Genomic DNA, 14,552 nt, shown 5'->3' with positions numbered 1-14,552 from the left:
GAATAGCATAGCGTCAACAGCAAATTCCCTTGCTGTCAATGGGGTTGAAGCTGTCGCTAAAATTAAAGTTTGCGACATGGGCAAAACGCCGCTGGCTGTTTTGAGCGAACAAATGGCGCGTTTGAAATGGTGGGGCTGACCCAAGCCGCGGCGAAACGCCGGCGACGTGGTCAAATGGTGGCGTCACAAAAGAAAAGAGCGGCTTGCGCCGCTCCAATGGTTCGATCCGGGAGGAAAGGATCGAATGAAACTCAGCCGACGAGCATGCCGAGGCGGTTGGCGGCGATCGCGCCGGTCTGGCCGGGCATCGTGTTGGCAAGGCGCTGACGCTCCATTGCGGTCGACAGCGATGCGTCGCGGCGGAAACCGAACAGGCGGGCAAAAATCTTCATGACACGTCTCCATGCATAGTGGTTACACGGGGTGCCTTCGCGTTGTGGAGTGGGGCAGCTCGTTTTGACTGTGCGCATATAGGCCTTGGCCGATGCGGATCATGCTGCAAATGCGAAGTGGCACACCTCAAAAGCGACACGCCATGCGACAATTTTCAGATGCAATGTCGGTCGCGACGAAACAGTCAATGATTACAGTTGCTTGAGAATTTTCGGCGCCGCCATGCACGCCATTCATCCCAGTCGTGCGGCGCTCGCATGGCTAAGACCAGGTCGCATGACCTGCCGACATGATGCGACAGGCTGGCGACTTCGCCTCGACATTGCTCAGACCGTTTCACCGCTATGGCCGCGACGGTAGCCTGTGTTGGAATCGAAGGCTTCGGGCCAGCCGATGTCCTTTTGCAATTCGATCGGCAACGAGCGGATCGAGCGGGCGGTGTTAAAGCGGGTGCGGGCGGCGTTGAATTCGCTGGCGATACGCCCGATCGACGAGAAAATGAACATTGCGGTCTTTTCCTTCCTGCTGGGCCGGTTCAAGGCCGGCTTGAGGTGCACGCCCGGTAGGCACCGCTTGCTTCAACCGTCTCGCGCATGATCGCGCTTCCGTTCCGGGCTAAATCGACGCTTGGCCATTGGCCGCTGCTTCGATGGTGTTGACTATCTCTTATGGATGAGGTTCAATCAAACGAAATGAAATGATGTGTTCGATCAGAAATATTGAAGGTAAGCGGCCATGAACGCACCACTCAATCACCCGCTTCCGTTGCTCGATCTCGACGTGCTGCGTACTTTTGTGGCGATTGCTGAGACCGGCAGTTTCACCACGGCGGCCAATGCGGTGTTCCGTACGCCGTCGGCCGTGTCGATGCAGATCAAGAAGCTTGAGGATATTCTCGGACGCTCGGTGTTCTTTCGCGATGCGCGTTCGGTAACGCTGACCACTGACGGCGAAATGCTGCTTGGTTATGCGCGCCGCATGCTGGCGATCAACCGCGAGGCGGTGTCGAAGTTCATCATTCCTGACATCGTGGGCGTGGTTCGACTGGGTTCGCCCGACGATTTCGGCGAACGGGTGCTGCCGCATGTGCTCAAGCGCTTCGCCCAGACGCATCCCTCGATCGCCGTCGACGTCATCATAGACCAAAGCAGCAATCTCAGGCGCCGCATGGACGACCGTGCGCTCGACATCACGCTGCTCACCAATGCCTGCAAGGCCAATGCCGCAGGCGCCGAAACGCTGCTGACCGAGCCGATCGTCTGGGCCGGTGCCAAGGGCGGCTGCGCCCATCTCCGCGAGCCTTTGCCGGTGTCGATCTGGGAGGAAGGCTGCGCCTGGCGGGCAGGGGCGCTCGAGGCGCTCGGCCGCGACGGCCGCAACTACCGTGTCGCCTATATGAGCGCGCATACCGCCGGCCAGCGTGCCGCGATCCTGTCCGACCTCGCGGTCGCGCCCCTGCCAAGATCGTTCATCGGCGATGAGCTTGTCGAGCTTGGCGTCAAGGATGGCATGCCGGAGATCGGCAATTACAGCCTAGCGATGATCGTGGCACCCGAGGCAAGCGCGCCGGTCAAGGCTGCTGCCGACCACATCCGTGCGGCCTTCGAGACCTTCAATCTGACCGGCAAGTTCTAGAGCGCACCTGCGGTTGAAGCTCCAGCTTCAGCGCCTGACAGCAGTGGCCATGGAACGGTAAATGCTCGCCATCAGCGAGGATGGCGGGTTCCAGGCGAGGTCGCGCTGGATCTCCGGCGGTAGCGCATTCATGATGCGGGTAGTCCGGCGGGCGCTTCGCGCCTGCTTGTAGCGGGCGCCAATGCGCCCGAGATCGTCGAAAAGGGGCATCTGGCCCTCCTTTCAATTGTCGTGAATTCAGCAATCAGATCGCGCGGCGGCGTGGTTTCAATGCCATGCGCGGTCGCCGGTCGGCCGCGGCAGGCCGGCCGGCGGTGCGCTGGCGAAAGGCGAGCAGACCGACCTTTTCGGCGAAGGTCATGCGCAACACGCTTTCGGCCGAGCGAACGCGATGACGTTTGTCGCTGGGGCCAAGGGGCCGACGGGCCAACCGAGTTCGATCTGGATGTCGATGGGGAGTTGGTTGATCAGCAGCGCCACGCGACCGTATTTGTGGAGTTGACCCGCGGCGCCCGACCCGTGATGGGTTACCCCGTCGATCCAGCCGAGCTCGACCTGCAACTCGCGCGGCAAGCCGTTCATCATGTTTTCGATGCGACTGTCGCGGCACGCATGGCGCAACACCGAACCGTACTGATGAAACTCTCCAATGATGGACATGGTCGTCTCCTGGGAGTAACGGGCCGGCAGCACCACGCGAGACTGGATGCGCCGCCGGCCGGGTAAAAGTTTATGCTCGTTTATGTTTCATCTTGATATCGCTTGAGCGCTTTTTTGTTTCATATGGCGCGCGATGCTGAAACATCTGTCGTCAGCGGTCGGGCGACATGTAGATCGTTAGTGTCGCGTGGCGCCCGCCGTGTTCAGGTGCAGGCCAGCCAATGTCCTTCTGGATCTCTGGCGGCAGCCTGTTCAGCATGCGTTCGGATTGGGCCGCGCGACGCGCGCTCTGGATTGCCGTCCCGAAGCGACCAATGGTGCTCATCATCGACATTGTCGTCTCCTGTCATGCCGCTGCGTCGCGCGCCTGTCTGGGCGGGCAATGAACGCTGCGGCTCGCTTGAATCGGTGCCTGTCCTTTCCAAAACCGGTTTCGATTTTCGAGGCCATGCACGTTTGCCGCCTGGAGGCGAGACGAGCGGAAACTAGTTCGGGATTGTTTCGTATCGATTTCGTATAGACGGCAACTTGCGGTGGAGTGGTTGCGTGACGGAAACACACCCGATACGTGCATTGTAGCACAAAAGCACTTCGGCGAGGTATGGAATGCCTCGCCGAAGCGTCAAATCTACAAGTGCGGTCAGGTCAGTCGCGGGAGCGGCGGGCGGCGCGTTCCTCGCGTGAACGTCGGCGTGGTGCCCCGTCAGTCGGCTCGCCTTCCGTGTTCGCCTTGCGTGGCGGAAGCTTCACCGCTGCCGACAGCTTGGGGAACGGATCGACCTTGTTGGGCAGCGCCATGGCGTCGATGAACAGCTGCTGGAAGTGCGGTTCAAGCGCCGTCTCGATCTTTTCGATTCGGCCGACTTCCTGTTCGATCTCGCGGCGATGGTTGCGGTTGAGCAGCGCCATCAGGGCACCGGTGCCGGCGGCGTTGCCGACGGCTTTGACCTCGTCGAGGTCGCAATCGGGGATCAAGCCCAGGACCATCGCGTATTTCGGGTCGATGAATGAGCCGAAGGCGCCGGCGAAACGGATCGTGTCTACGGTCTCGACGCCTTGCTTTTCCATCAAGAGCTTTACGCCGGCGTAGAGCGCTGCCTTGGCAAGCTGGATGGCGCGGACGTCGTTCTGGGTGACGGTGATGCGGGGTTCACCCTGGCGGCCTTCGCGCAACAGGTAGGAGAAGGTGCGGCCGTTCGGGATGATGCGCGGGCTTTTCTCGGCCATCGATCCATCGATGACGCCGTCTTCGGAGATGATTCCCGACAGATACATCTCGGCCACCACCTCGATGATTGCAGAACCGCAGATGCCGGTGACGCCCGTTGTCCACGAGGCCTCGTCAAAACCCTCTTCATCGGACCATTTGTCGGTGCCGATGACGCGGTATTTCGGCTCCAGCGTATCAGGATCGATGCGCACGCGCTCGATGGCGCCAGGGGCGGCGCGCTGGCCTGAGGAGATTTCAGCACCCTCGAAGGCCGGGCCGGTGGGGGAGGATGCGGCGACGACCCGGTTCCGGTTGCCAAGGATGATCTCGGCATTGGTGCCGACATCGACCAGCAGCATCATCTTGTCCTGGCGGTATGGTCCCTCGGACAGGGTGGCGCCGGCGGCATCTGCGCCGACATGGCCGGCGATGCAGGGCAAGGTGTAGAGACGCGCGCCCTTGTTGACCTCGATGTCGATCTCATGCGCCCAGAACTGCAGCGCGCCCGACACTGCGAGCGCAAAGGGGGCCTGGCCGAGCTCGGTCGGGTCGATGCCAAGGAACAGGTGGTGCATGATCGGATTGGCGACGAAGACGCAGTCGAAGATGTCGTCGCGGTTGGCCTGGCCTTCCTCGCAAACCTTGCCGATGAGGCCGTTGACGGCCTCGCGCACGGCCTTGGTCATCGCTTCGCGGCCGTCAGGGTTCATCATCACGTAGGAGACACGGCTCATCAGATCTTCGCCGAAGCGGATCTGCGGATTGGACGTGCCCGATGAAGCGGCGATGCGGCCCGACAGCAGCGATACCAGATGCATGGCAATCGTCGTTGAGCCGATGTCGCAGGCGATGCCGTAGGCCTCGTTCTTCAAGCCGGGGAACAGGCCGATGATGAAGGGCCGCGACGAATCCATGTCGCGATGGACAACGGCGGTGACACCCCATTTGCCCGGGCTGACTTCCGGCTGGTCGGGCAGCTTGGTGCGCAGGATCTTCTGGACCTGGGCGATGAGATGCGGCGCGACCAGCAGGTCTTTCCAGCCCCAGTCCTTTTCGAGCGCCACCTTCAGGCGGTCGAGGTCACCGAGCGGCTTGTGCATGTCGGGCTCTTCAAGCTCGACATAACAGAGCTGGACGGCGGCGTTGCGCTCGATGACGCGGTCGGTGGCGGCCTTGCGCACGACCTGCGCATTGATGACGGTGTCCTGCGGCACGTCGATGACCAGGTCGCCGTGGATCGTCGCCGAGCATGACAGGCGTCGGCCGTCCGGCAGGCCACGTACACGCTCGTAGCGCTCTTCTTTTGGGCCCTTGGGTGAAATGTGGTCGTTGGACGAGATGATCTTGTGCTTGGCGAAATTGCCTTCCTGTACCTCGACCTGGCAGCGACCGCAGGTGGCGCGTCCACCGCACACGCTTTCGACATAGACGCCAAGTGTGCGTGCCGCGTCGAGCACGGGCGTTCCCACCGGAAACCGGCCCCGCTTGCCCGATGGCATGAACAGGACGAGAGGATCGGTGATGTTGGCGGGAGAGTTCATTGCAATGCTCCGGCGTTGAAGCTGCGTTCCTCTCCCCGTTCGCGGGGAGAAGATGCCGGCAGGCAGATGAGGGGCTGCGCCGCCATCCGCGATATTGTCGATATGCTTTTGCCGCCCCTCATCCGCCCCATTGGGGCACCTTCGCCCCGTGAACGGGGAGAACGGATCGCCAGCGCCATCGCATCCGTCGCCCCAGCTAAGGCTGGAGGATGATCGGTGCCGTGAGCAAGCTCAGGGGAGGGCGTGGAATTGTGCACAGTGGGATCCGTTTATCCCCTTGCCATGCGGGCTTCACGTCCGCCACGGCGGCGGCCGCCGGCGGCTTCACCAGGTGCGTTGACGGCAACGGGCGCTGCTACGGCGTGACCACCCTCTGACGGCTTGTAGTCCTTGTAGGTCTTGATCCAATTGGTGCAGTGCTCGTCGGTGCCGTTGAGCACGTTTGCGCCCCGCACCGCTTCCATTTCCTGCGGACGAACAGGGTTCATAATCGCCGACGTCATGCCGGCGCCGATGACCATCGGGATGAAGGCGGCGTTGATGCCGTGGCGGTGCGGCAGGCCGAACGAGATGTTGGACAGGCCGCAGGTGGTGTTGACCTTGAGCTCCTCGCGCAGGCGGCGCAGCAATGCGAAGACCTGGCGGCCGGCGTCGCCAAGTGCGCCGATCGGCATCACCAGCGGATCGACGACGACGTCATGGGCGGGAATGCCGAAATCGGCGCAACGCTCGACGATCTTCTTGGCGACGGCGAAACGCACGTCCGGGTCCATCGAGATGCCGGTCTCGTCGTTGGAGATGGCAACCACCGGCACATTGTACTTCTTGACCAGCGGCAGGATGGCCTCGAGCTTTTCTTCCTCGCCGGTGACGGAGTTGACCAGCGGGCGGCCCTTGGCAACTTTGAGCGCGGCTTCAATCGCAGCCGACACCGAGCTGTCGATTGCCAGTGGCAGGTCGACGAGGTTCTGGACGATCTCCAGCGTCTGCACCAGCAGGCCCGGCTCGGTCTCGTTCGGGTTGACCGAGGTCACGCCGGCATTGATGTCGAGCATGGTGGCGCCGCAGGCGGCCTGTTCCAGCGCGTCCCTGATGACCGTTTCGAAATTGCCGGCGACCATCTCGGCGGCCAGCTTCTTGCGGCCGGTCGGATTGATGCGTTCGCCAATGACGCAGAAAGGCTGGTCGAATCCGATAACGATTTCGCGGGTCGCCGAAGCGACGATCGTGCGGGTCATGAAGTTCTCCCTGAGATATAAAGATTTCTTTATATCGTTGTCTGGTTTCGTTCAAGCGCGACGGCCGCGCCTGCCTGTCAGTGCGCGGTCTTCACCATGTCGACCTGCGATTCGGTAACGTCGTCGTGCAGGATGTGCTCAAGCCGCTCGGCGACGCGCTGGTCGTCGGAACGGGCTTCGCGCTTCCATGGCTGGCGACCCTTAAGTACGCCCGATTCATCGACGATCTCGGCAACATATTCCTCCTGCCGGTAGGCCATCACATGGACGCCCGAAACACCTGATATTTCCTTGACCTCGTTGATGATGTCGATGCAGAGCTGCTTGCCTTCCTTCTTCTGATCCTGGGCGCCTTCCAGGCGCTTGATGATGGCGTCCGGGATGTGGATTCCAGGGACGTTGGCGCGGATCCATTTAGCGGTCTTTGCCGAAGCGAGCGGGCCGACGCCGACCAGGATGTAGCATTTCTCGTCGTAGCCGAGGTCGCGTACGCGGTTCATGAAGGTGCGGAACATCGGCACGTCGAAGCAATACTGGCTCTGCACGAACTGCGCGCCGGCAGCGATCTTCTTACCCAGGTGGACAGGCCTGAAATCATAGGGCGGCGCGAAGGGGTTGACCGCCGCACCAAGGAAAAGCTGCGGTGGGGTGGTCAGCTTGCGGCCCGACAGGAATTTTCCGTTGTCGCGCATGATGCGCACGGTTTCGAGCAGCGACATCGAGTCGAGGTCGAACACCGGCTTGGCGCCGGGCTGGTCGCCGGCCTGCACGCCGTCGCCGGTCAGGCACAGGATGTTTGCCACGCCCATTGCTGCGGCGCCCAAAACGTCGCCCTGGATGGCGATGCGGTTCTTGTCGCGGCAAGCGATCTGCATGATCGGGGCATAGCCCATGCGGGTCAGAAGCGCGCAGATGCCGACCGACGACATGTGGCAGTTCGCACCGGATGCGTCGACCGCGTTGATGCCGTCGACCCAGCCGTCGAAGATCTTGGCGCGGTTGTAGACGTCTTCGGGGTCGGCGCTGTCGGGCGGGTTCAGTTCCGTGGTGACGGCGAACTCGCCCCGGCGCAGCACGCGCTCCAGGCGGCCGCGCGAGGAATGGCCGGGCAGGGGATCGAGCGGCAGCTCGATGCCATCGGGATGCTCGTCGGGCTGGCGCGGGCGCGGCGGGGTCATGCGGCTTCCTTGCTGGCGGTTTCGCGCGTTGCCGCAGCTTGCGCGGTCACCCTCAGCCATGCCGAGGTTTCGCGCAGCGACTGGTCGACCGGTTTCTGGACGTTGAGGATGGCGTCGCCCTTGACCATATTGCGAGAGCCTTCCCAGGCCTTGACCCAGACGCAGGGCATGTCGGGCTCGACCTCGCAATTGCCGTTGGCGCGCACGCCGCCGCACGGGCCGTTGCGCAGCTGCTTGGGACAGTTCATCGGGCAGGACATACCCGTGGACGACAGCACACATTGGCCGCACATGCGGCAGTCGAACATCAGGCCCTTGACCCGCTTCTCGACGAATTTGATCGGGGCTTCGACGCGGCCATAGCCGATCGTCTTCCACAACGGATGAAGCAGCAGGAACATGTCAGCGAAGCGGCTGTAGAACCATTCGAGCAGGCGCGAATGGCGGATCGACCACAGCCTTATCGTGTAGCTGCGCTGGACGCGGCGCTGGGGCGACACGTCCGCGGGCTTGTAGTCGCTTTTCGGCGCGGCCTTCTTGACCAAAGTCGCCTGGGTTACTGTCGGCTGGGTATCAACCATCTTCCTTGCCGCCTGCCTTTACGAGAGCGACCAGCCGCTCGCGTGTGAAATTCGCATCGATCTCGGCCATCGCCCTGTCGGCTTCGGCTTCGAGGTCGTCGCTGACCGGAATCGGTTCGGCCTTGCGCCACTCGGCCAGATAGGCGTCGGTGTCGCCAGCGCCCGTGCGCATGGCGCACATGTCGATCGCTTCGGTGAAACGCAGCGGCAATTCGCGCTTGGCGTTCTGCCGGCCCTTCTTGACGATGACCTGGGCAGGGATGTCGCGCCAGTAGACGATGATCAGGTCGGCCATTTCAGTCTCGCTTTCGATGTTGTTGAGCATTGCCGCAACCATGCGGGTGCCGCTTGTTATGGGACGACGCGCGCGCATTCAAAAGCGACGCGGTCTGCTGTCGCAAAAAGATAAAGCCAGGATTGTCGAAGTTGCGTCTACCAGATGCCGCGGCGAATGCCCGTCGAGAGGTACTGCCAGATGGTCGGATGGTACCATTGCTGCGAGGGCAGACCGGTATCGACAGCTGTCAATCTACCGGCGAGGGCGTCTTCGACGGCCTTGATGCAGATGTCTCGCGAAAACGCTGCCTGGCGCATCGCATAGCTCGCGATGGTGTCGCCTTTTTCAGGATTTCCCCTGGCCTGGTACAGGACGGAACCGGTGTCGACGCCGGCGTCGACGATATGCACCGTCGAGCCGAAATTGCCGCGATCGCCCGTGGCAAGCGCCCAGTAGCCGCCATTCATGCCACGATATTTCGGGTTGATGCCGGAGTGGTAGTTGATGACAGGGCAGGGGATGGCGGCGAGCGTCTTGGCCGACAGCAGACGGCAACTGGCGAGGAACACCACTGATGGCTCGAGCTTGCGGACGGTGTCGACGAGTTCGGGGCTGTTGGCCGAAGACACCGCAACGATTTCCTGGCCGGCTCGCGGCTCGGTTTCCAATTTTTCCTCGGCAACGATGCGCTCGATGCCGCTGTTGAGGAAACGTTTGGCGACACGGATGAGGGCCATGGTTCCCAACTGGCCGGCCACGGAGACCCAGCCGAGCTTCTTGGCGCGGCGCATCAGCAGGTCACGCTTGGAGTAAGGCGTTTCCAGAACGACTGTCATGGGGCCGAAGCGATCGGTCAGGCCGTTGATGATAGCCCAGATATGTTCGCCGCCTTCGGTCACGAAGACGATCGGCCTGCGGTCCATTCAGCCTACCCCAGCCATGCCAGGAAGGCGTGCGTGGCAAAGCCAGCCCCGCCGACGACGGCACAGACGACGGCGAGCGAGGCAACGCCAACGACGCTGCCGACGGCAAACAGGATGCCGTCGCGTTCAGACAGGGCCAGGCCAAGCAGTGCTGTGGCGAAGGCCGGCAGCCAGTTGCCGAACGGGATCGGAAGCGTGATCGAGACGGACAAGATGAGCGCGATGATGCCGATGACGCGGTCGCCACGTTTGCGCCAGAATGGCCAGTAGCGCGGCCGCACCACCTGTTCGAGGCGGACAAGCCTTGGAATGACCCAGTCGGTGACGGTGCGGAACTGCTCCGCCGACAGCGAGCGCTGGGTGATAAAGGTGGGAAGCCAGGCCCGGTTGCTGCCGAAGGCCATCTGTGCCGCGACGATCAGCAGCGGCAGGCCAAGTACGGCCGAGGCGCCCGGTGGCAGCGGCAACATGTTGAAGGCGGCAAACAGCACGAGCAGCGGCGCGAAACTGCGCTTGCCCAGCGTATCGCGGATGTCTCCGATCGAGATGCTGCCCTTGGCGTCACGGGCGAGCTGGGCGAAGATCGTGGACAGGCGCCGGCCACGGCGGCGCTTCGGCGCCGCATCGAATTCGCCTGCGTCGGTTTGGTTGTCTTGCCCTTGCATTCAGCCTTCAGCCCACTTGCGGCCCGCTTTCATACGCGCCAGTCCCCATCGCAGTGTGCGACGGCCAGGTTAATCCTTGATGACCCCGGAGGGTGCGAATGTGATGTCGCTTCGCGCAGAATGCAACATCAGCGGCGGAATTCGATGATGTCGAGTTTGGATTCGTAGCGCGGTGCCGGAAACTCGATCCGCCATGCCGTCGGCCCTGATCTGAAGGCATAGCCGACCTGGTCGGTATCAGGGCCGCGGCCGTAGGCCTTTGGCTTTTCGCCCGTCACGAAGCCTGAGCCCAGATAGATCAGCCTGGTGTCGCTTTCGGTGTAGAAACGGCCCTTGGTGCGCTGCGAGCCCGATATCTTCTCCAGCATCCAGCCCGAGCCGTCATCAGTGACCTTGCACTTGAACCAGCCGTAGACGACGAGCGGGCCGAGGCCTCCGGCCTTGATGGTGCGGCACTGCCAGTTTCCGGTCATGTCAAAATCGGAAAATGACGCCGGCTTCTTGGCAACGATTGCGTCCAGTGTGGCGACCTCGCCGGCCTGGCCGGCCTTCGCCTGCTGAAGCGCTTCCTTGCGTGTGGCGTCGTATTTTTCGAGCCTGGCCTTGTCTGCCGGCGTGATCAGCTTCTGCACCACGCCGTCGGCATGCGCGAAGGTCGCCGTTGCGGCGATGGCTACAGCAAGAATCAGTTGTCGAAACGCCATGGCAAACCTCTCCAAAGGCCGAACCTCTGGCGAGGAATCAGGCTCTTTGATGATTTGCCGCAGCGCCCGATGCGTTGGCAAGAGCCTCGGGCAGGTCGCCATAACCGGTGGCGCGGCGCTCATAGACGAGGCCGAGCATTTTCGCGGCATCCTCGGCGACCTTGTCGAGCGCCGGATCGTCGGTCTGGGCGAGATAGATCAGCTTCTCGTAGTTGCCGAAATAGTCCTTCACCAGCTCGGGGTGCCGGTCGAGGCCGAGCGGCTTGATGAAGAAGGCATCGAATTGCCGGCACAGGAAGTCGGTCATGTAAAACGACATCATGTCGGCCTCGCCGACCTCGGCATAGGCCGCAGCACCCTGGTAGAAGGCAAAGCAATGCGGCCCGGCAATGCGCTCGACGCCATGCTTTTCACAGACACGGTCGAGCAGGCCGCCGGTGCCGCAATCGGCGTAGCCGACATAAATGTGCCGATACCCTTCCGCCTTTGCTTCGGTGATTGCCTTATCCATGGCAGGCGCGATCCGGCTGGGATGAAAATGAAAATCGGCCGGCAGGCAGGTCAGTTCGAGATGATCGAGCGCGAGGTGCCGCTTGACCGCCAAAACCTCGCGCGCAATCATGCCGCAGCCTATGACCAGCAGCCTGTCTTCGACGTCGGGTTTCGTTGTTTGTTTTGCGGCCATGGAACCAGTCGAACCGGCCTTCGTTGCTATAGGACGAAGTTTATCGAGAGAGGGAGACACCGTCCATGAAACTGTCACGTCTGGCACCGATCGCCGTCATCGCCTGTGCGCTCGCACTGGCCTCCTGCGCCAACACCGTTCGCGGCGTCGGCAAGGATGTCAAAGGTACGGCGAACGCCATCGAGGACACAGTCCAATAAGGCACTACGCCTGGCATTTCAGATCGGAATGAAAGGGCCGCGCCGCAAGGTGCGGCCCTTGTTCATTATCCGGCAGCGCGCAGATTGTGCTTGCGCTTCATGTAGTCCTTGGCGGTTTCGACGGCGACAGCCGCGTCGCGGCAATATGCGTCGGCACCTACGGCCTTGCCGAATTCCTCGTTGAGCGGAGCACCGCCGACGAGCACGACATAGTCGTCGCGGATGCCCTTTTCCTTCATCGTGTCGATGACGACCTTCATGTAGGGCATGGTCGTGGTCAGCAGCGCCGACATGCCGATGATGTCGGGCTGATGCTCTTCGATTGCGTTGAGATAGTTCTCGACTGGATTGTTGATACCGAGGTCGATGACGTCGAAGCCAGCGCCTTCCATCATCATGCCGACGAGGTTCTTGCCGATGTCGTGGATGTCGCCCTTGACGGTGCCGATGACCATCTTGCCCTGCTTGGGTGCGCCGGTGGCGGCGAGCAGCGGGCGTAGGATGAACATGCCGGCCTTCATGGCATTTGCCGACAGCAGCACTTCGGGGACGAACAGGATGCCGTCGCGGAAATCCTCGCCGACGATGCGCATGCCTTCAACCAGCGCTTCGGTCAGGACCTTGTAAGGCACCCAGCCGCGCTCGAGGAGGATGTTGGTGCCTTCCTCGATCTCTTCCTTGAGCCCGTCATACAGGTCGTCGTGCATCTGCTGCACGAGTTCGTCGTCGGAAAGCTCGGACAGGATGATTTCGTCGTCGGACATCTTCGGAGGCTCCCTCGAGGCAGCGCTAAAGTGCGGCTTGCTGATAGTGCGCTATACCTAGCTTGCAAGTGCCGCGAATCCATAGCTGATTTGCGACCTCCTGCAAAACGAAAGCGACTGGCAGTCTGGCGACGGGCTTGTCGATTTTGCGACAGGCGTTGGCGCTGGCGAGCCGTTTCGATATGGGTGCATGATTACGATCCGTCGTAGAGCCGCATGGGCGGCGAAAAACGGATTCTTACGGAAGGCAGGGCCATGGGCGAAGACGCGGCAGTCGAGCAGGAACAAGCGGGCGGCAGGCGTGGACGTGGCGCAAGTGGTGGTGCTGCTGCGCGGCGCGCAGCACGCAGCGGCGGCGGTCCAGGCACACAGCTCACCTACATCAAGCGCCAGATCAACGTTTATGAGGTGCTCAACGAGGAGGGCCTCGCCCTCATCGAGAAGAATGCCGACACGGTGCTCGAGGAGATCGGCATCGAGTTTCGTGACGACGCCGAGGCATTGGCGCTGTGGAAGGAAGCCGGCGCCGACGTCAAGGGCGAACGCGTGCACTTTCCCAAGGGCCTTTGCCGCGAGCTGCTTAAAACCGCGCCTTCGGTCTATACCCAGCATGCGCGCAATCCTGAACGCTCGGTGCAGATCGGTGGCAATGCGACCGTATTCGCGCCGGTCTACGGTCCGCCCTTCGTGCGCGACCTCGACGGTAACAGGCGCTACGCGACGATCGAGGACTTCCGCAATTTCGTGAAGCTCGCCTACATGGCGCCGTCGATCCACCATTCGGGCGGCACGGTGTGCGAGCCTGTCGACGTGCCGGTGAACAAGCGCCACCTCGACATGATCTACAGCCACATCAAATATTCCGACAAGCCGTTCATGGGCTCGGTGACAGCACCGGAGCGCGCCGAGGACACCGTGGCAATGGCCAAGATCGTGTTCGGCGACGACTTCGTCGAAAACAACACCGTTCTGACCAGCCTGATCAACGCCAACTCGCCGATGGTCTTCGACGAGACCATGCTGGGCGCAGCCAAGGTCTATGCGCGTCACAACCAGGCCTGCATCGTCACGCCGTTCATCCTTGCCGGCGCGATGAGCCCGGTGACGGTGGCGGGCACTCTGACCCAGGTTCTGGCCGAGGTGCTGGCCGGTGCCTCGTTCACGCAGCTGATCCGCAAGGGCGCGCCAGTGCTGTTCGGCACCTTCGCCTCGTCGATCTCGATGCAGTCGGGCGCGCCGACCTTCGGCACGCCGGAACCGTCGCTGGTGTCTTACGGCGCCGCCCAGTTGGCACGCCGTCTCGGCCTGCCGTTCCGCACCGGCGGTTCGCTCTGCGCTTCGAAGGTCCCGGATGCGCAGGCGGCTTATGAAAGCGCCAACACGCTGAATTCGACGCTGCTTGCCGGCACCAATTTCGTGCTGCACTCGGCCGGCTGGCTCGAGGGCGGTCTCGCCTCGTGCTACGAGAAGTTCATGATGGATATCGACCAGCTCGGCATGCAGCAGAAGTTCGCCGAGGGCGTCGATCTCTCCGAGAACGGCCAGGCGATGGACGCCATCCGCCAGGTCGGGCCCGGCAGCCACTATCTCGGCTGCGACCACACCCAGGCGAACTTCCAGTCGGCGTTCTACCGCTCCAGCATCGCCGACAACAATTCCTACGAACAGTGGCTGGCAGAGGGTCAGAAGACAGCACCTCAGCGCGCCAACGATCTCGCGCGCCGCTGGCTGGAAAGCTACGAGGCGCCTTATCTCGATCCGAGCATCGACGACGGCCTCAAGGACTTCATCGCCGCCAAGAAGGCGTCGATGCCCGACGCCTTCACGTGAAAGGAGCCCGTGTCAGGCGGGGCTAAAGTCGCCAGCATCATTCACAAGGAAGTCTGGCGGAGCGCATT

18 protein-coding genes are annotated in these 14,552 nt (G+C 62.2%); 3 read left to right on the top strand and 15 right to left on the bottom strand.

Annotation, left to right across the window (positions count from 1 at the left end):
• Positions 1–251: 251 nt before the first annotated feature.
• Both IHE39_RS20895 and IHE39_RS20890 read right to left on the bottom strand, forming a co-directional pair.
• Positions 252–392, bottom strand: a complete 141-nt coding sequence (locus IHE39_RS20895; protein ID WP_184767307.1) for a hypothetical protein — start codon at positions 390–392, stop codon at positions 252–254.
• A gap of 327 nt (positions 393–719) precedes the next feature.
• On the bottom strand, positions 720–899 hold the full coding sequence (locus IHE39_RS20890) for a hypothetical protein (protein ID WP_184767308.1): 180 nt from the start codon (positions 897–899) through the stop codon (positions 720–722).
• Between the two features lie 229 nt (positions 900–1,128).
• Between IHE39_RS20890 and IHE39_RS20885 the strand changes: the two genes are divergently transcribed.
• Positions 1,129–2,028 carry a LysR substrate-binding domain-containing protein gene (locus tag IHE39_RS20885; protein WP_184767309.1) on the top strand — a complete coding sequence of 300 codons (900 nt, stop codon included), beginning with the start codon at positions 1,129–1,131 and terminating at the stop codon, positions 2,026–2,028.
• Between the two features lie 27 nt (positions 2,029–2,055).
• On the opposite strand, the gene IHE39_RS20880 is transcribed toward IHE39_RS20885, so the two are convergent.
• The 12 genes from IHE39_RS20880 to IHE39_RS20825 form a co-directional block, all read right to left on the bottom strand.
• Entirely contained in the window at positions 2,056–2,238 is a 183-nt protein-coding gene (locus tag IHE39_RS20880) for a hypothetical protein (RefSeq protein WP_192567835.1), read from the bottom strand.
• Positions 2,239–2,385: 147 nt separating this feature from the next.
• Positions 2,386–2,688, bottom strand: coding sequence for a hypothetical protein (locus IHE39_RS20875; RefSeq protein WP_184767311.1), 303 nt, complete (start codon positions 2,686–2,688; stop codon positions 2,386–2,388).
• Between the two features lie 151 nt (positions 2,689–2,839).
• On the bottom strand, positions 2,840–3,022 hold the full coding sequence (locus IHE39_RS20870; RefSeq protein WP_184767312.1) for a hypothetical protein: 183 nt from the start codon (positions 3,020–3,022) through the stop codon (positions 2,840–2,842).
• A gap of 311 nt (positions 3,023–3,333) precedes the next feature.
• Positions 3,334–5,439, bottom strand: coding sequence for an ASKHA domain-containing protein (locus IHE39_RS20865; RefSeq protein WP_192567834.1), 2,106 nt, complete (start codon positions 5,437–5,439; stop codon positions 3,334–3,336).
• Positions 5,440–5,708: 269 nt separating this feature from the next.
• Complete coding sequence (locus tag IHE39_RS20860; protein ID WP_192567833.1) at positions 5,709–6,677, bottom strand: methyltetrahydrofolate cobalamin methyltransferase; 969 nt, start codon at positions 6,675–6,677, stop codon at positions 5,709–5,711.
• Between the two features lie 77 nt (positions 6,678–6,754).
• A complete protein-coding gene (locus tag IHE39_RS20855) occupies positions 6,755–7,855 on the bottom strand; it encodes a methylenetetrahydrofolate reductase (RefSeq protein ID WP_192567832.1) in 1,101 nt (366 codons plus the stop codon).
• Entirely contained in the window at positions 7,852–8,436 is a 585-nt protein-coding gene (locus tag IHE39_RS20850; protein WP_192567831.1) for a methylenetetrahydrofolate reductase C-terminal domain-containing protein, read from the bottom strand. Before IHE39_RS20850 ends, IHE39_RS20855 begins: the two co-directional genes overlap by 4 nt.
• Positions 8,429–8,731: a virulence factor gene (locus IHE39_RS20845; protein ID WP_184767865.1), complete on the bottom strand. Its 303-nt coding sequence runs from the start codon at positions 8,729–8,731 to the stop codon at positions 8,429–8,431. The genes IHE39_RS20850 and IHE39_RS20845 overlap by 8 nt, the downstream gene beginning before the upstream one ends.
• A gap of 137 nt (positions 8,732–8,868) precedes the next feature.
• Positions 8,869–9,636, bottom strand: a complete 768-nt coding sequence (locus IHE39_RS20840; RefSeq protein WP_192567830.1) for a formyl transferase — start codon at positions 9,634–9,636, stop codon at positions 8,869–8,871.
• A 5-nt stretch (positions 9,637–9,641) separates the two neighbouring features.
• Positions 9,642–10,301 carry an exopolysaccharide biosynthesis protein gene (locus IHE39_RS20835; RefSeq protein WP_192567829.1) on the bottom strand — a complete coding sequence of 220 codons (660 nt, stop codon included), beginning with the start codon at positions 10,299–10,301 and terminating at the stop codon, positions 9,642–9,644.
• 128 nt (positions 10,302–10,429) lie between these two features.
• The gene (locus tag IHE39_RS20830) at positions 10,430–11,005 is read right to left on the bottom strand and encodes a DUF4893 domain-containing protein (protein WP_192567828.1); all 576 of its coding nucleotides are present in this window, start codon (positions 11,003–11,005) and stop codon (positions 10,430–10,432) included.
• 37 nt (positions 11,006–11,042) lie between these two features.
• Entirely contained in the window at positions 11,043–11,690 is a 648-nt protein-coding gene (locus IHE39_RS20825) for a DUF1638 domain-containing protein (protein WP_192567827.1), read from the bottom strand.
• Between the two features lie 65 nt (positions 11,691–11,755).
• Here IHE39_RS20825 and IHE39_RS20820 point away from each other — a divergent pair, with 65 nt between their 5' ends.
• Positions 11,756–11,890, top strand: a complete 135-nt coding sequence (locus IHE39_RS20820) for an entericidin A/B family lipoprotein (RefSeq protein WP_115731652.1) — start codon at positions 11,756–11,758, stop codon at positions 11,888–11,890.
• Positions 11,891–11,955: 65 nt separating this feature from the next.
• On the opposite strand, the gene IHE39_RS20815 is transcribed toward IHE39_RS20820, so the two are convergent.
• On the bottom strand, positions 11,956–12,654 hold the full coding sequence (locus IHE39_RS20815; protein WP_115731653.1) for a corrinoid protein: 699 nt from the start codon (positions 12,652–12,654) through the stop codon (positions 11,956–11,958).
• Positions 12,655–12,909: 255 nt separating this feature from the next.
• Here IHE39_RS20815 and IHE39_RS20810 point away from each other — a divergent pair, with 255 nt between their 5' ends.
• The gene (locus IHE39_RS20810) at positions 12,910–14,484 is read left to right on the top strand and encodes a trimethylamine methyltransferase family protein (RefSeq protein ID WP_184767321.1); all 1,575 of its coding nucleotides are present in this window, start codon (positions 12,910–12,912) and stop codon (positions 14,482–14,484) included.
• Positions 14,485–14,552 lie beyond the last annotated feature (68 nt).

Origin of the sequence: Aminobacter carboxidus, from assembly GCF_014863355.1 — a bacterium.
GTDB classification, from domain to species: Bacteria; Pseudomonadota; Alphaproteobacteria; order Rhizobiales; family Rhizobiaceae; genus Aminobacter; species Aminobacter carboxidus.
This window is presented reverse-complemented; position numbering and strand designations above follow the sequence as displayed.

Coding starts and splice junctions, on each gene's coding strand:
- IHE39_RS20895 (WP_184767307.1), bottom strand. CDS start 392: ATGAAGATTTTTGCCCGCCTGTTCGGTTTCCGCCGCGACGCATCGCTG.
- IHE39_RS20890 (WP_184767308.1), bottom strand. CDS start 899: ATGTTCATTTTCTCGTCGATCGGGCGTATCGCCAGCGAATTCAACGCC.
- IHE39_RS20885 (WP_184767309.1), top strand. CDS start 1,129: ATGAACGCACCACTCAATCACCCGCTTCCGTTGCTCGATCTCGACGTG.
- IHE39_RS20880 (WP_192567835.1), bottom strand. CDS start 2,238: ATGCCCCTTTTCGACGATCTCGGGCGCATTGGCGCCCGCTACAAGCAG.
- IHE39_RS20875 (WP_184767311.1), bottom strand. CDS start 2,688: ATGTCCATCATTGGAGAGTTTCATCAGTACGGTTCGGTGTTGCGCCAT.
- IHE39_RS20870 (WP_184767312.1), bottom strand. CDS start 3,022: ATGTCGATGATGAGCACCATTGGTCGCTTCGGGACGGCAATCCAGAGC.
- IHE39_RS20865 (WP_192567834.1), bottom strand. CDS start 5,439: ATGAACTCTCCCGCCAACATCACCGATCCTCTCGTCCTGTTCATGCCA.
- IHE39_RS20860 (WP_192567833.1), bottom strand. CDS start 6,677: ATGACCCGCACGATCGTCGCTTCGGCGACCCGCGAAATCGTTATCGGA.
- IHE39_RS20855 (WP_192567832.1), bottom strand. CDS start 7,855: ATGACCCCGCCGCGCCCGCGCCAGCCCGACGAGCATCCCGATGGCATC.
- IHE39_RS20850 (WP_192567831.1), bottom strand. CDS start 8,436: ATGGTTGATACCCAGCCGACAGTAACCCAGGCGACTTTGGTCAAGAAG.
- IHE39_RS20845 (WP_184767865.1), bottom strand. CDS start 8,731: ATGGCCGACCTGATCATCGTCTACTGGCGCGACATCCCTGCCCAGGTC.
- IHE39_RS20840 (WP_192567830.1), bottom strand. CDS start 9,636: ATGGACCGCAGGCCGATCGTCTTCGTGACCGAAGGCGGCGAACATATC.
- IHE39_RS20835 (WP_192567829.1), bottom strand. CDS start 10,301: ATGCAAGGGCAAGACAACCAAACCGACGCAGGCGAATTCGATGCGGCG.
- IHE39_RS20830 (WP_192567828.1), bottom strand. CDS start 11,005: ATGGCGTTTCGACAACTGATTCTTGCTGTAGCCATCGCCGCAACGGCG.
- IHE39_RS20825 (WP_192567827.1), bottom strand. CDS start 11,690: ATGGCCGCAAAACAAACAACGAAACCCGACGTCGAAGACAGGCTGCTG.
- IHE39_RS20820 (WP_115731652.1), top strand. CDS start 11,756: ATGAAACTGTCACGTCTGGCACCGATCGCCGTCATCGCCTGTGCGCTC.
- IHE39_RS20815 (WP_115731653.1), bottom strand. CDS start 12,654: ATGTCCGACGACGAAATCATCCTGTCCGAGCTTTCCGACGACGAACTC.
- IHE39_RS20810 (WP_184767321.1), top strand. CDS start 12,910: ATGGGCGAAGACGCGGCAGTCGAGCAGGAACAAGCGGGCGGCAGGCGT.